Here is a 12,977-nt window from a genome sequence, read left to right on the forward strand (position 1 = left end):
GAGAACAACGAGGTCAAACATGAAAATCAGAGCACAGATCGGCATGGTGCTGAACCTGGACAAATGCATCGGCTGCCATACCTGTTCGGTGACGTGCAAGAACGTGTGGACGAGCCGCGACGGCGTGGAATACGCGTGGTTCAACAACGTCGAGACGAAGCCCGGCATCGGCTACCCGAAGGAATGGGAAAACCAGGACAAGTGGAACGGCGGCTGGAAACGCAAGGCGGACGGCAAGATCGAACCGCGCCAGGGCAGCCGTTTGAAGATCCTGGCAAACATCTTCGCCAACCCGAACCTGCCGCAGATCGACGAGTACTACGAGCCGTTCACGTACGACTACGAGCGCCTGCAGAACGCGCCGCTGTCCGAGACACCGCCGACGGCCCGCCCCGTCTCCGTCCTCACGGGCAAGAAGATGGACAAGATCGAATGGGGCCCGAACTGGGAGGACGACCTGGGCGGCGAATTCGCCAAGCGCAGCAAGGACAAACTGTTCGACAACGTGCAGAAGGAGATGTACTCGACGTTCGAGAAAACCTTCATGATGTACCTGCCGCGCCTGTGCGAGCACTGCCTGAACCCGACCTGCGTCGCGTCGTGCCCGTCCGGTTCCGTGTACAAGCGCGAGGACGACGGCATCGTGCTGATCGACCAGGACAAGTGCCGCGGCTGGCGCATGTGCATCTCCGGCTGCCCGTACAAGAAGATCTACTACAACTGGTCTTCCGGAAAAGCAGAGAAGTGCACGTTCTGCTACCCGCGCATCGAGGCCGGCCAGCCGACCGTGTGCTCGGAAACCTGCGTGGGCCGCATCCGCTACCTGGGCGTGCTGCTGTACGACGCCGACAAGATCGAAGCCGCCGCCTCGGTCGCCGACGAACAGGACCTGTACGAGGCGCAGCTCGGCCTGTTCCTCGATCCGCACGACCCGGAAGTGATCGCGGAAGCACGGCGCCAGGGCATCCCGGACGCGTGGCTCGAATCCGCGAAGCGCTCGCCCGTGTACAAGATGGCCGTCGAATGGAAGATCGCCTTCCCGCTGCACCCGGAATACCGGACACTCCCGATGGTCTGGTACATCCCGCCGCTGTCGCCGATCCAGGCCGCGGCGGAGAGCGGCAAGATGGGCATGAACGGCATCCTGCCGGACACGCAGAGCCTGCGCATCCCCGTGCGCTACCTGGCGAACCTGCTCACGGCGGGCAAGGAAGCGCCGGTCGTGCACGCGCTGGACCGCATGCTCGCAATGCGCGCGTACATGCGTGGCAAGTCGGTCGACAGGACTGAGAACCTGACGGTGCTGAAGCAGGTCGGCCTCACGAAGGCCGTCGTGGAAGACATGTACCACATCATGGCCATCGCGAACTACGAAGACCGCTTCGTCATCCCCAACAGCCACAAGGAGATGGCCGAGGACAGCTTCAACGAGAAGGGTTCGTGCGGCTTCTCGTTCGGGAACGGCTGCTCGGACGGCACGAGCGATGCCTCCCTGTTCGGCAAGAAGAAGCAAGGGTCGACGATCTTCGTCTCGATGCCGAAGTCGCGCAAGAAGCAAGAAACGGAAGGAGCTTGAGATGATCCACTACCGCATCCTGTCCACCCTGCTGCTGTATCCGGAGGGCGACCTCGTCGCCGCTCTCCCCGAGCTGGAAGCGGGCCTGATTCCCCAGATGCGCGTCCGCGTGGCGCCGCTGCTGATCCACCTGGCCGAGAACGACCTGATCACCTTGCAGCAGGAATACGTGCAGACGTTCGACCGCACGCCGTCGCACTCGCTGCATTTGTTCGAGCACATCCACGGCGAATCGCGCGGCCGCGGCCAGGCCATGGTCGACCTGATGGAAGAGTACAAGAAACACGGCCTGCAGATGCAGGGGGACGAGCTGCCGGACTTCGTGCCGCTGTTCCTCGAGTTCCTGTCGCAGCTGGACGATGAGGTGGAAGCCGGACGCCTGCTGGGCGACGCCGTCCACGTGCTGGCCCACATCGGCCGCAAACTGGCCGCGAACGGCAGTCCGTATGCCTGCGTGTTCACGGTGCTGGAAGCGTTGTCGCCGGTGGCGGCCGAGGAATTGTCCGAGCCGCCGATCAAGGACATGGACGAGGCGCTGGAAACGTTCGGGCCCGGCGCCGACGGCGTCGAGCCGCTGCTCAAGGCGCAGGCGCCCGGCCTGCAGCCGATCAATTTTTACCCGCGCGGCACGCGGCCCGCCACCGTCGCAACGCACTGAAGGAGACAGCATGAACTACGTGAACCAATTCCTGTTCGGGATCTACCCGTACATCGCGCTCGCGATCTTCCTGCTCGGGAGCCTGATCCGCTTCGACCGCGAGCAATACACCTGGCGCTCCGAGTCCACGCAAGTGCTGCACACGGGCCAGCTGCGCCTGGGCAGCATCCTGTTCCACATCGGGATCATCGGTCTGCTCGGCGGCCACGCCGTCGGCCTGCTGACGCCCGTGTGGGTGTGGGACGCGCTCGGTGTCACGCACGGCGCCAAGCAGCTGTTCGCGATGGCCGCCGGCGGGGTGATGGGCACCTTGTGCCTCGCCGGCATCCTGCTGCTGCTCGCGCGCCGCCTCGGCAACACCCGCCTGCGCACGGCAACGACGTTCAAGGACAAGATCGTGCTGCTGTGGATCCTGGGCACCCTGCTGGTGGGCCTGTCCTCGATCTTCGTGTCGGCGGGTCACCTCGACGGCCACGTGATGGTCCTGTTGATGACGTGGGCCCAGCACATCGTGACCTTCCGCGGCGACGCCGCCGGCTTCATCCTCGACGCGCCGCTCGTGTTCAAGCTGCACCTGTTCATGGGGATGTCGCTGTTCGTCATCTTCCCGTTCACCCGCCTCGTCCACATCTGGAGCGGTTTCGGAGCCGTCACCTACCTGGGACGCGCTTTCCAGCTGGTCCGCCCGCGCTAAGGAGCCATCATGGGACTCGCCGTCAACGGCGTCGACATCGACGACCGCCAGATCGAACAGGAACTGGCTCACCACCAAAGCGCCGCCAACCCCATGAAGCAGGCCGTGCACGAAGTCGTGCTGCGCACGGTGCTGCGGCAGGAGGCGGACCGCCTCGGCATCGAGGGTAGCGACGACGATGCGCGCATCGAGGCACTGCTGACGCAGGAGGTCAGCGTCCCGGAAGCCGACGAGGCGGCCTGCCTCGCGTACTACCGCAACCATCCGGACAAGTTCACGCGCGGCGCGATGGTCGAGGCGCGCCACATCCTGTTCCAGGTGACGCCGACCGTGCCGCTGGACCTCGTGCGCGAGACGGCGGACGGCATCCTCGCGGCGCTGCAGGCCGCGCCGGAGCGCTTCGGCGAGCTGGCGGCGCAGTATTCGAACTGCCCGTCCAGCGCGGTGGGCGGAAGCCTCGGGCAGCTGAACCGGGGCGACTGCGTGCCGGAATTCGACGACGTGCTGTTCCGCCTCGGCGAGAACGAGTTCGCGCCGCGCCCCATCGAGACGCGCTTCGGCCTGCACATCGTGCAAGTGCTGCGCCGCCTGGATGGTTCGCTGCTGCCGTTCGAGCTGGTGAAACCGCAGATCGCGGCGTGGCTCGCCTCGGCCGCGCTGCAGCGGGGCATCCATCAATACCTGCAGATCCTCGTGGGACGCGCCCGCATCGAAGGCGTCGTGCTCGACGGAGCTGCGTCGCCCCTCGTGCAGTAAGCCCGTCAGGGCCGGCGCGCCGGATCCGTGTGCGACATCGACACCGTGTGCGCCGGGCAGATTGCCGCCGGGCGCCGCCACACGCGACGAGCCCCGCCATCACGTAGCCGAACGTGACGTGCACGCGCCGCCAATGGTCGTCCTCGGCGGTGAGACAGGTGCCCGCGAAACTCAGCACCATCGGTCCGTCGAACATTCGCGAGAGACGCCAATAACTCAGGTATTTTTGATCTGCATCAACCGGGCTGCGGACATCGGCGCAGGACAGGCATACAGTGACATCGAAGGCGTTATCCGCCATCGATCAACATGCCTGAAAGGACCAGACCATGTACAAGACCATCGTCGTCCACGTCGACGGCAGCCCCCTCCAGCATGCCCGCCTGCGCGCCGCGGCCCGGCTCGCCGAGGATCACGGCGCGCACGTCATCGGCAGCGCCACGACCGGCACGTCGTGGCGCGCATTCGCCGTGCTGGCGGGCAATATGGGGGCACCGGCCATGCCGGCCGCCGATTTCCAGGCCCTGCGCGATGCTGCCAGCGCCTGTCTCGACGCGTTCGCCGTCGACGCGGGCCGCCTGGGCCTGCCTTCCGTCGAACTGCGCCTCGTCGAAGACGAACCCCGCTACGCGCTGCTGCTGCAGTCGCGCTACGCCGACCTGACGGTGCTCAGCCAGGACCCGGGCGCCGGCATAGACGCGCCCGTGCGCGGCCTGCCGGAACAGGTCGCGCTGCACGGCGCGCGGCCCGTGCTCGTCGTGCCCGAAGCCTACGCCGGTGCGCCCATTCCCGGCACCGCCGTGATCGGCTGGGACGGCAGCATGCAGGCCATCCGCGCGATCGGCGGCGCCATGCCCCTGCTGCAGCGCGCGGCGAGCGTCAAGCTCGTGCTGGTCAATCCCGACACGCTGTCCGAACTGCACGGCGAGGAACCCGGAGCGGACATGGCACTGTACCTGGCGCGCCACGGCGTGCAGGTCGACGTCGTCGTCGAGCGTACCCGCGCGACCCATGGCGACGCCCTGCTGTCGCTGGCGCGCACGACGGGCGCCGGCCTGCTGGTGACGGGCGCCTACGGGCACAGCCGCTACCGCGAGTGGGTCCTGGGCGGCGTGACCCGCGAACTGCTGGAGCGCACGCCGATTCCCCTGCTGCTCGCGCACTGACGGCCGGGCCGCCCAGGAGCGTCGTGCTGGCGGTCGGCGGCGTCGCCACGCGAACCGGCGTCATGTCCGGCGTGACTTGGGTGTTTTTGATCGCCATCAAGGATTTCCGCGCGGCATACGCGGACACTGGCCTGCAACGACAACGTCCCGAGGGCACCATGACGTCATCCGCGCACCAACGCCACGCCCAGCCTGCCTCGGCGGTGCCGGGGCGCATTCGCCGGACACTCGCCAGCCGCCTCAGGCATCTTGCCGGCAGCGGCGACCGCGAATTCACACGCGCATTTCCCGCCCTGGTGATGGCCGTCGACGTCGTTTTCCAGCGCGAGGAATTCATCCTGGAGCGCTTCCGCTATCCCCGCCTGCCGGAAAGGTGCGCCGAGAACGCCGTCATCCTGTGGGCGCTGCGGCAGGTCGCGCCGCTCGTCGAACAAGGCTGCATCGAGGCGGGCCGGCAAGCGGTGGCGGCCCTGGACGGCATCCTGCTGATGCAGCGCCTGGGGAATGCGCTGGCCGTCGTGCGGCTGCGCTGGCGGCCGGTGCGGTCCGGCCGGCGGCAACGCGCCGCCGGCGGCGCGCGACACCAGTTGTGAGCGCATTACGCCGGCTTACCGTTGCACGGTTTGGGCGCGCACGGCCTCGACGAACTGCGCCAGATCGCTCCCGGCCACGTCCGAGACTGCCGCGTAATTCATCGTCCCATCGCTCCACCGCACGAGGCGATAGCCCTGCGCCTGCGCCGCCGCGGGTGCCGCCGGCCTGCCGGCGCCGGGCCAGACGTACAAGTTGATCGGATGCCGATTGCGGCGATAGACGAGGACCGCGACATTGCGCCCGTCCAGGTAATCGAGGCGCCCACCCACCAGCGGAAACCCCTGCCGCGCCGTGTCGATCACGGGCGGCGCGAAGTCCAGCTTACCCAGGAACCACGGCTTCACGGTATGCTGGTCGGTCGATGCGACGTCCGCCAGATGGTCGACCTGCAGCGAACGCACGTGGTTCGCCACCAGTTCCCCCGTCAGGGCCTGGCCGGCCGACGGCGCGCGCATCGCGCTGACGCCCCACCCCAGCGCCAGCGACGCCGCGAGCGCCGTCATCGCGCGCGGCCACCAGACCTGCCACACGGCCCGGCGGGCACGGGGCGGCTGCCCATCCGGCAAGGAGGCGAGGATGCGCGTGCGCAGCGCGGCGGGCGCATCGACGTACGCGGATCCCGCGCGAACACGGTCGCTGACGGCGTGCTGCGCAGCGATCTCGCGGCGGCACGCGTCGCACGCGCGCAGGTGGCGCTCCACCGCGAGCGCGTCGACGATGCCGAGTTCCCGGTCGACATAGGCGGGCAACAGTTGCCGAATCTCGTCGTGATCCATCATGCCCCCTCCGCGCCCAGGCGCTGCGCCAGCAGCTTGCGGCCGCGTCCCAGCCGCGACATCACCGTGCCGATCGGAATATCGACGATGGCCGCGATCTCCTTGTACGACAATTCCTCCAGGTCGCGCAGCACGACCACTTCGCGGAATTCCAGCGGCAGCGCCGCGAGGGCCGCGTGCACGATCCGGTCGCAATCCTTGTGCATCAGCAGCGCTTCCGGACTCTCGTGCACGCGGTCCGGCTGGGCATCGCCGCCGTCGACGCTGTGCAGCGCCTCGTCGAACTCGGTCTTCGGCCGCGCTCCGTCCGCGCGGCACCCCGTGTAAAACGTGTTGCGCACGATGCACAGCAGCCATACGCGCCCGTCCCCGCCGCGAAACCCGGCAAAAAAACGGAATGCCCGCAGCATGGCCTCCTGCACGAGGTCCTGCGCGTCCGGACGGTTGCGCGTCAACCAGCAGGCGAGGTTGAACGCCGAGTTCAGGTGGGGCAGGATCACTTCTCGAAATCGCTCTTCCGGCGTCGGCACGGCCATACCCATCCTTCCGGTTTCCATTCCGTAGAGACTGCGGCAGCCCCGATTTTATTCCCGATCCGCGGAAGTTTATCCCGACGAGGGAATAAACGACGGGCCGCCGCGGTATACACGCCAACGATCGCGTGATCGTGACACATGGAGGCGGGATCATGAAGCAGACTATCGACAGGCGCACTTTCCTCGGCCTTGCCGGACTGGCCGGCGTGGCATGCGCATCGGGCCTCGCGGGCTGCGCGAGCGTACCGGGCACGAACCCGGACTTTTATTTCGTCCAGCTCTCCGACGCCCACTGGGGCTTCGAGGGGCCGCCGAACCCGGACGCACGGGGCACCCTGCCGAAGGCGGTGGCGGCCGTGAACGCGCTCGAGCCGCCGCCCGATTTCATCGTCTTCACGGGCGACCTCACGCACACGACGGACGACCCGGCCGAGCGGCGCCGGCGGATGGGCGAATTCAAGACCATCGTGGCCGGCCTGCGCGTGCGGGACGTCCGTTTCATGCCGGGCGAACACGACGCGTCGCTCGACCACGGCGCGGCGTTCCAGGAATTCTTCGGCAGCACGCACTACACCTTCGACCACAAGGGCGTGCATTTCATCGTGCTGGACAACGTATCGGACCCCGCGGGGAAGATCGGCGACGCGCAGCTCGCGTGGCTCGCCGCGGACCTCGCCAAGACCGCCCCCGCGCGCCCGATCGTCGTGTTCACCCACCGTCCGCTGTTCGACCTGTATCCGCAATGGGATTGGGCGACGCGCGATGGCGCGGCGGCAGTCGACCTCTTGATGCCGCATCCGCACGTCACGGTCTTCTACGGCCACATCCACCAGGAAAACCACCATATGACGGGCCATATCGCGCACCACGCGGCGCGCTCGTTGATCTTTCCGCTGCCCGCGCCGGGATCGCAACCGAAGCGCACGCCCGTCCCGTGGGACGACGCGCATCCGTACCGGGGCCTCGGCTACCGCGAGGTCGAGGCGCGGCATCGCGGCGAGGACTATGCGCTGCAGGAACTGCCCGTCACGCGAGGTGCATCATGACCCCCGACGTACGCAGGCGCCTGCTCCTCGTCGCCGCGGCGGCCGGCGCCTGCGGCATGCTGGCGCCGGCGCTGGCGACGCCGCCCCGCGTCATCCAGGTGCGCGCCCGGCGCTTCGTGTTCGAACCCGCCACCATCCACGTCGCGCGCGGCGAAGCCGTCGTCTTCGAGTTCACGTCGCTGGACGTCCCCATGGGCTTCAACCTGCCGGACTTCGGCGTACGCAGCGACATCATGCCCGGCGCGACGTCGCGGCTTCCGCTCACGCCCGACAAGAGCGGCCAGTTCGCGTTCAGTTGCGACATCTTCTGCGGCTCGGGGCACGAAACGATGAGCGGTGTGCTGGTCGTCAGCTGAATGTCCGATCGGCGCCGCAAGGCGGTCAGACGACAGCGGCACTGAACGACTCGGGCCGTCCCGCAAGCAGCTGAGACAGCCGTTGCAGCCCTGCCCGCAAGCCGCCACGGTCCTTGATGCTGCCCAAGGAAATCCGGATCGCATTCACGGATCCGGCGCCGGTCGCGAAGGCCTCCGCCGGCGTGACCGCGATGCCTTCGCCCTCGGCCGCACGCGCCAGTTGCGCAGACGTCCAATACGCCGGCAGCTCGATCCATACATGCAGGCCGTCGCCGGCGCCGCCGTACCGCCCCGCCAGGATGTCGCGCGCCATCCGGTGACGCAGGCGCGCCTCCTTGCGTACGCCCTCCAGCAATCCGTCGGCGGAACCGTCGAGGATCCACTGCGTGGCAAGTGCCGCCGTCAAAGGTGCGACCATCAGCGCGAATGACCTGAGCGCGGCCAGGAAACGCTCGCGTTCGTGCAAGTCGCGCACGAGCACGAACGCGACGCGCAGGCCGGGCGTCAGGCATTTCGACAAGGTCGAGACGTAGACCACCCGTTCCGGGGCAAACGTGGCAATCGGTGGTGGTGGCGCTTCGGCGAGGAGCCAGTAGGGATCGTCCTCGACGATGCGCACGTTGCAGCGCCGCGCGATGCCGGCGAGCTCCTTGCGCCGGCGTTCCGGCATGGTGACGGTGGTCGGATTCTGCAACGTCGGATTGAGATAGACCAGCCCGGGCTTGTGCCGCCGGCACGCTTCCTCGAGCATGTCCGGCACCATCCCGTGCTTGTCCGCTGCCACCGCAATGACGTGCCGGCCGAACTGCGTGGCCGCGGCACGCAGGCCGGGATACGTCACCGGCTCCGCCAGGATGACGTCGCCCGGCTGCGTCAGCGCGAGAATCGATGCGGCGATCGCCGCCTGCGCCCCCGGACAGACAACGACCTGCCGAGCGTCCAGTTGCCCATACATCGGTGCGAGCCATCGGGCGCCGGCCTTGCGGTCGGCGTCGCTGCCTCCGCCCAGGTGGTAAGTCATCAGCAAGTCATTGTCCGCCCCCATCAGGACTTGCGACAAACCTTGTTGCAACATGTCGTCGAAGTCCACGCCGTCCGGCGGTGGCGGCGTGTTCATGCTCAGGTCCAGGACCGACGTGAACTCGACTTTCGGCGCCGCGACATACGTCCCCCGGGCGCCGCGGCCTTCCAGCAGGTTGCGGCGCCTGGCCTCGTCGTAGGCGCGCGTGACCGTCGTCAGGTCGACGTCCAGCTGCGCCGCCAACTGGCGCTGCGGCGGCAGACGGTCCCCCGGTTTCAGCAATCCTTCCACCACCGCCGCCTGCAACGCATCCGCAATCTGCAGGAAGCGTGGCCCGCGGTGCGCGGCCAGTCGGGGCAACCACAGCGGCAGATGTTCATCTTGTATGGTTTTGAACTGGGACATTTTGTCTCGATGTATGGAAATTGCTTCTGGGTAGAATGCCTCAGAACGTGCAGCAACACCATCCTCGCATGGCAGCCAGCCGGTGGGCCGCACGATCGTCAATGTCGAGTCATCACCTGGAAATACGCACAAACATGGACTGGTTTCCCATCGTCTTCGGTACGTTCAAGGGTCTCGTGCTGGTCACGGGTATGTTCTTCGCCGTCAAATGGCATTACGACCAAGGAAAGAAGGGCAAGGTACGGGAGATGCGCGCGGTGCTGCGCGCGGCCGGTATGGTGACGGCAGTGTTCATGCTTGCGCTCGTCGGCCTGGTGTTCGTCACCTTCGCGCTGGGCAGAACGCTCGGCATGGACTTGTCGTTCTCCTGATTCGCCCGGCATCCCGTGCGCGGCAAGGCGGGCTACCCCGCCGTCCCCGCCGCCTCCGCGCCGATGTCGATATCCTCCAGCCGCGTGCCTTTCGTCTCGACGAAGTAGCGCGACACGACGAACAGCTGCGCGAGCATCGCCAGCGCGAACAGGACGAACGGCAGTCCGGTCGAATGCGCGGCCATCGTCGGGAACACGCCGGCGACGATGGCGTCCATCAGCCAATGCGTCGACGCACCCAGGCTCTGGCCGCGCGCCCTCACCTCGGTCGGGAATATCTCGGCGATGTACACCCAGATCACGGCGCCCTGCGAGAACGCGAACGCCGCGATGAACAGGATCAGGGCCCACAGGAGCATGTCCCGGTGCGTGCCGCTCCACTGGATCCAGGCCGTCGCCGCCAGCGCGACGACCATCCCGACCGACCCCACCATCAGCAGCGTCTTGCGTCCCACGCGGTCGATGACGGTCAGCGCCAGCAGCGTGAACGCCAGGTTCGTCGCGCCGATCATCACCGATTGCAGGTCGGCCGACATCTTGCCGAAACCGGCGGCGGCGAAGATGTCGTTCGCGTAGTAGAGAATCGCGTTGATGCCCGACAGCTGGTTGAACGCCGCGATCGCGAACGCCAGCAGCATCGGCTTGCGGTAGCGGCGCCACGACAGCGTCGAACCGGCGGCCATGTGGCCGCGCGCGTAGCTGGCCAGTTCGCCGGCGACGTCGGCGGCGCCGATGTCGCGCAGTACCTGCTCCGCCTCGCCCGCCCTGCCCTTGGCCGCCAGCCAGCGGGGGCTGTTGGGAATGACGAACAACAGGCCGAACAACAGCAGCGACGGCAGCCCCGCCACGCCGAACTTCCAGCGCCATTCGTCGGGGCCCAGTGCCGCCAGGCCCACGAGGTAATTGCTCAGGTACGCGACGAGGATGCCGAGCACGATGTTGAACTGGAACGCACCGACCAGCATGCCGCGCCGGCGGGCGGGTGCGATCTCCGCCAAGTAGATCGGCGCCAGCACCGACGACGCGCCGATGGCGATCCCGCCCAGCACCCTGGCGGCGATCAACACCGCAAGGGTGGGCGCGAACAGGCAGCCCAGCGCCGACACCACGTACAGCGCGGCGATGGCGCGCAGGCAGTTACGCGCGCCGAAGCGGTCTCCCGGCCGCCCCGCGAACAGGGCACCCAGCAAGGTGCCCCACAGCGCGCTCGACACCGTCATGCCGAGGCCTCCGGGATCGAGCTGGAATGCCTGCGTGAGTCCTTGCGTCGTACCGGCGATGACCGCCGTGTCGAACCCGAACAACAATCCCGCCAGGCCACCGACCAGCGTTCCTTTGACAAGCGTATTCATTGCACATCCTTCCAGATCGAATTCAAGGACCAGACGTCGAGGTCACGCACGGCGGCGTCGCCGTCCACGCCGAACAGGCTGACCGCGGCCGGCCCCGGTGGCGGAAACACCTGATCGGTCAGCACCGTGTCGCCCGCGCCGGCGAACACCGTCACCGAGCCGCGGTCGACGAGGATACGCAGCGGCAGCTCCGCGTCACGCAGGACGACGGGCGCCGCATGCCGGGCCGCGAACTGTGGATGAAAACGCGCATCGCCCGCATGCGTGCGGTCCACGTACACGGCGCGCTGCGCGGCGTCGTAGCCGATCTCGGTGTACGCCGACGTGCCGGCCGTCCCCAGGCGGATGCCGGAGCGGGCCGCGGTGCCCGGCTGCAGGCGCATCCGCACTTCCAGCGGCGCGTTCGCGGCGCCGTTCAGCGACACGGCCTGCACGCCCGGCGCGATGGCGCGCGCCGGTACACTGTACAGCAGGCCGCTGCGCAGTGCCTGTACTTGCGCGAGCGGCTGCTGCACGAGCTTGACCTGGCCGTCCAGGGTGCGCAGGCCCAGTTCGCGCGGCAGCGACTGGGCGCTGCGCCACGGGGCCGTCGGTACGGTGCCCGCGTACTGCCAGTTGTTCATCCAGCCCACCAGCAGGCGGCGGTTGCCCGGCGCATCGTTGTACGTCACGCCGGCGTAGAAGTCGGCGCCGTAGTCGAGCCATCGGACGTCGTCGGACGCGACGTTGCGGTCGCGGGTGAAGGTCTTGCCGTCGAAGTCGCCGACGAAGTACTGCATGCCCGATCCGCCGGCCGGCCCGCCGGGATTGATGCTGACGATGAGGACCCACCGGCGGCGCGCGGGGTCGCCGTCGACGGGGAGCTCGACGAGGTCGGGACATTCCCACACGCCGCCGGCCGCGCCGGCCGGGCCGAATTCGCCCGTCCACTCCCAGTGGATCAGGTCGCGCGAGCTGTAGAACAGGGCCTTGTGCTGCTGCGCCACCACGGTCGCCAATACCCACTTGTGTTCCGGCTCGTACCAGAACACCTTCGGATCGCGGAACTCGCGGTACTCGGCCGCGTAGGGCCCCGGCGGTGCCGGAATCACGGGGTTGCCGGCGTACTGCGTCCATGTGCGGCCGCGATCGAGGCTGACCGCGAGCGACTGCGCCTGCGTCCCCGCGCGAATCTGCTGGCCGTTCAGCGTGCGCGCCTGCGGGAACACGGCCGTGTACATGGCGACCATGGCCGGATTGCCCGGCTGGCCGAAGCCGCTGGTATTCGCATGGTCGACGACCGCGCTGCCGGAAAAGAACATCTGGGTGATCTCGCCCCTGGCGTCCTTTTCGACCGGCAGCGCGAGGGGCAGCTCGGTCCAGTGCAGCAGGTCGGCACTGACCGCGTGGCCCCAGGACATGTCGCCCCAGGTGTCCTTGTTCGGATTGTATTGGTAGAACAGGTGGTATTCGCCGTCGTGGTACACGAGGCCGTTCGGGTCGTTCATCCAGTTGCGCTGCGGAGAAAACGACAGCTGTGGACGAAAGGGTTCGTCATGGACCGGCGCGGGGTCGTGCGGCCCGCTGGCACAACCGGCGGACAGCAGCGCCGCGCCGATGGTCAGGAGAGGTAGTCGGGATATCAAAGCCACGGAAGTTTCCTTGTTGTTGTCGGAGATGGGCAGGCGCAC

14 protein-coding genes are annotated in these 12,977 nt (G+C 67.7%); 9 read left to right on the forward strand and 5 right to left on the reverse strand.

Annotation, left to right across the window (positions count from 1 at the left end; all coding sequences use genetic code 11):
• The first annotated feature begins 19 nt into the window (after positions 1-19).
• The 6 genes from narH (at position 20) to HAV22_RS04865 (ending at position 5,443) form a co-directional block, all read left to right on the forward strand.
• Positions 20-1,576, forward strand: coding sequence for a nitrate reductase subunit beta (gene narH / locus HAV22_RS04840; protein ID WP_166857042.1), 1,557 nt, complete (start codon positions 20-22; stop codon positions 1,574-1,576).
• 1 nt (position 1,577) lies between these two features.
• Positions 1,578-2,234, forward strand: coding sequence for a nitrate reductase molybdenum cofactor assembly chaperone (gene narJ, locus HAV22_RS04845; protein ID WP_166857044.1), 657 nt, complete (start codon positions 1,578-1,580; stop codon positions 2,232-2,234).
• A gap of 10 nt (positions 2,235-2,244) precedes the next feature.
• Positions 2,245-2,928: a respiratory nitrate reductase subunit gamma gene (gene narI, locus HAV22_RS04850; RefSeq protein ID WP_166857046.1), complete on the forward strand. Its 684-nt coding sequence runs from the start codon at positions 2,245-2,247 to the stop codon at positions 2,926-2,928.
• Between the two features lie 9 nt (positions 2,929-2,937).
• Positions 2,938-3,684 (forward strand): peptidylprolyl isomerase, encoded by a 747-nt coding sequence (locus tag HAV22_RS04855; RefSeq protein WP_166857048.1) that lies wholly within the window; start codon positions 2,938-2,940, stop codon positions 3,682-3,684.
• Between the two features lie 329 nt (positions 3,685-4,013).
• Positions 4,014-4,850, forward strand: a complete 837-nt coding sequence (locus HAV22_RS04860) for a universal stress protein (protein ID WP_166857051.1) — start codon at positions 4,014-4,016, stop codon at positions 4,848-4,850.
• Between the two features lie 23 nt (positions 4,851-4,873).
• Complete coding sequence (locus HAV22_RS04865) at positions 4,874-5,443, forward strand: hypothetical protein (protein WP_166857053.1); 570 nt, start codon at positions 4,874-4,876, stop codon at positions 5,441-5,443.
• Between the two features lie 15 nt (positions 5,444-5,458).
• Here HAV22_RS04865 and HAV22_RS04870 read toward each other — a convergent pair whose 3' ends face one another.
• Together HAV22_RS04870 and HAV22_RS04875 are read right to left on the reverse strand one after the other, a co-directional pair.
• A complete protein-coding gene (locus tag HAV22_RS04870) occupies positions 5,459-6,223 on the reverse strand; it encodes an anti-sigma factor family protein (protein ID WP_308789193.1) in 765 nt (254 codons plus the stop codon).
• Complete coding sequence (locus HAV22_RS04875; protein WP_166857055.1) at positions 6,220-6,756, reverse strand: sigma-70 family RNA polymerase sigma factor; 537 nt, start codon at positions 6,754-6,756, stop codon at positions 6,220-6,222. The genes HAV22_RS04870 and HAV22_RS04875 overlap by 4 nt, the downstream gene beginning before the upstream one ends.
• A gap of 152 nt (positions 6,757-6,908) precedes the next feature.
• Here HAV22_RS04875 and HAV22_RS04880 point away from each other — a divergent pair, with 152 nt between their 5' ends.
• Positions 6,909-7,802: a metallophosphoesterase family protein gene (locus tag HAV22_RS04880; protein ID WP_166857057.1), complete on the forward strand. Its 894-nt coding sequence runs from the start codon at positions 6,909-6,911 to the stop codon at positions 7,800-7,802.
• Positions 7,799-8,158: a cupredoxin domain-containing protein gene (locus HAV22_RS04885; protein WP_166857059.1), complete on the forward strand. Its 360-nt coding sequence runs from the start codon at positions 7,799-7,801 to the stop codon at positions 8,156-8,158. Before HAV22_RS04880 ends, HAV22_RS04885 begins: the two co-directional genes overlap by 4 nt.
• 25 nt (positions 8,159-8,183) lie before the next feature.
• On the opposite strand, the gene HAV22_RS04890 is transcribed toward HAV22_RS04885, so the two are convergent.
• Positions 8,184-9,584: an aminotransferase-like domain-containing protein gene (locus HAV22_RS04890; protein WP_208296057.1), complete on the reverse strand. Its 1,401-nt coding sequence runs from the start codon at positions 9,582-9,584 to the stop codon at positions 8,184-8,186.
• 134 nt (positions 9,585-9,718) lie between these two features.
• Between HAV22_RS04890 and HAV22_RS04895 the strand changes: the two genes are divergently transcribed.
• The gene (locus HAV22_RS04895; RefSeq protein WP_166857061.1) at positions 9,719-9,955 is read left to right on the forward strand and encodes a hypothetical protein; all 237 of its coding nucleotides are present in this window, start codon (positions 9,719-9,721) and stop codon (positions 9,953-9,955) included.
• Positions 9,956-9,987: 32 nt separating this feature from the next.
• Here HAV22_RS04895 and HAV22_RS04900 read toward each other — a convergent pair whose 3' ends face one another.
• Positions 9,988-11,307 carry a sugar porter family MFS transporter gene (locus HAV22_RS04900; protein ID WP_166857063.1) on the reverse strand — a complete coding sequence of 440 codons (1,320 nt, stop codon included), beginning with the start codon at positions 11,305-11,307 and terminating at the stop codon, positions 9,988-9,990.
• A complete protein-coding gene (locus HAV22_RS04905; protein ID WP_166857065.1) occupies positions 11,304-12,938 on the reverse strand; it encodes a glycoside hydrolase family 32 protein in 1,635 nt (544 codons plus the stop codon). The genes HAV22_RS04900 and HAV22_RS04905 overlap by 4 nt, the downstream gene beginning before the upstream one ends.
• Between the last annotated feature and the right edge of the window lie 39 nt (positions 12,939-12,977).

The organism is Telluria antibiotica, assembly GCF_011682055.1.
In the GTDB taxonomy this organism is placed as follows: Bacteria; Pseudomonadota; Gammaproteobacteria; order Burkholderiales; family Burkholderiaceae_D; genus Telluria; species Telluria antibiotica.

Coding starts and splice junctions, on each gene's coding strand:
- narH (WP_166857042.1), top strand. CDS start 20: ATGAAAATCAGAGCACAGATCGGCATGGTGCTGAACCTGGACAAATGC.
- narJ (WP_166857044.1), top strand. CDS start 1,578: ATGATCCACTACCGCATCCTGTCCACCCTGCTGCTGTATCCGGAGGGC.
- narI (WP_166857046.1), top strand. CDS start 2,245: ATGAACTACGTGAACCAATTCCTGTTCGGGATCTACCCGTACATCGCG.
- HAV22_RS04855 (WP_166857048.1), top strand. CDS start 2,938: ATGGGACTCGCCGTCAACGGCGTCGACATCGACGACCGCCAGATCGAA.
- HAV22_RS04860 (WP_166857051.1), top strand. CDS start 4,014: ATGTACAAGACCATCGTCGTCCACGTCGACGGCAGCCCCCTCCAGCAT.
- HAV22_RS04870 (WP_308789193.1), bottom strand. CDS start 6,223: ATGATGGATCACGACGAGATTCGGCAACTGTTGCCCGCCTATGTCGAC.
- HAV22_RS04875 (WP_166857055.1), bottom strand. CDS start 6,756: ATGGCCGTGCCGACGCCGGAAGAGCGATTTCGAGAAGTGATCCTGCCC.
- HAV22_RS04880 (WP_166857057.1), top strand. CDS start 6,909: ATGAAGCAGACTATCGACAGGCGCACTTTCCTCGGCCTTGCCGGACTG.
- HAV22_RS04885 (WP_166857059.1), top strand. CDS start 7,799: ATGACCCCCGACGTACGCAGGCGCCTGCTCCTCGTCGCCGCGGCGGCC.
- HAV22_RS04890 (WP_208296057.1), bottom strand. CDS start 9,584: ATGTCCCAGTTCAAAACCATACAAGATGAACATCTGCCGCTGTGGTTG.
- HAV22_RS04895 (WP_166857061.1), top strand. CDS start 9,719: ATGGACTGGTTTCCCATCGTCTTCGGTACGTTCAAGGGTCTCGTGCTG.
- HAV22_RS04900 (WP_166857063.1), bottom strand. CDS start 11,307: ATGAATACGCTTGTCAAAGGAACGCTGGTCGGTGGCCTGGCGGGATTG.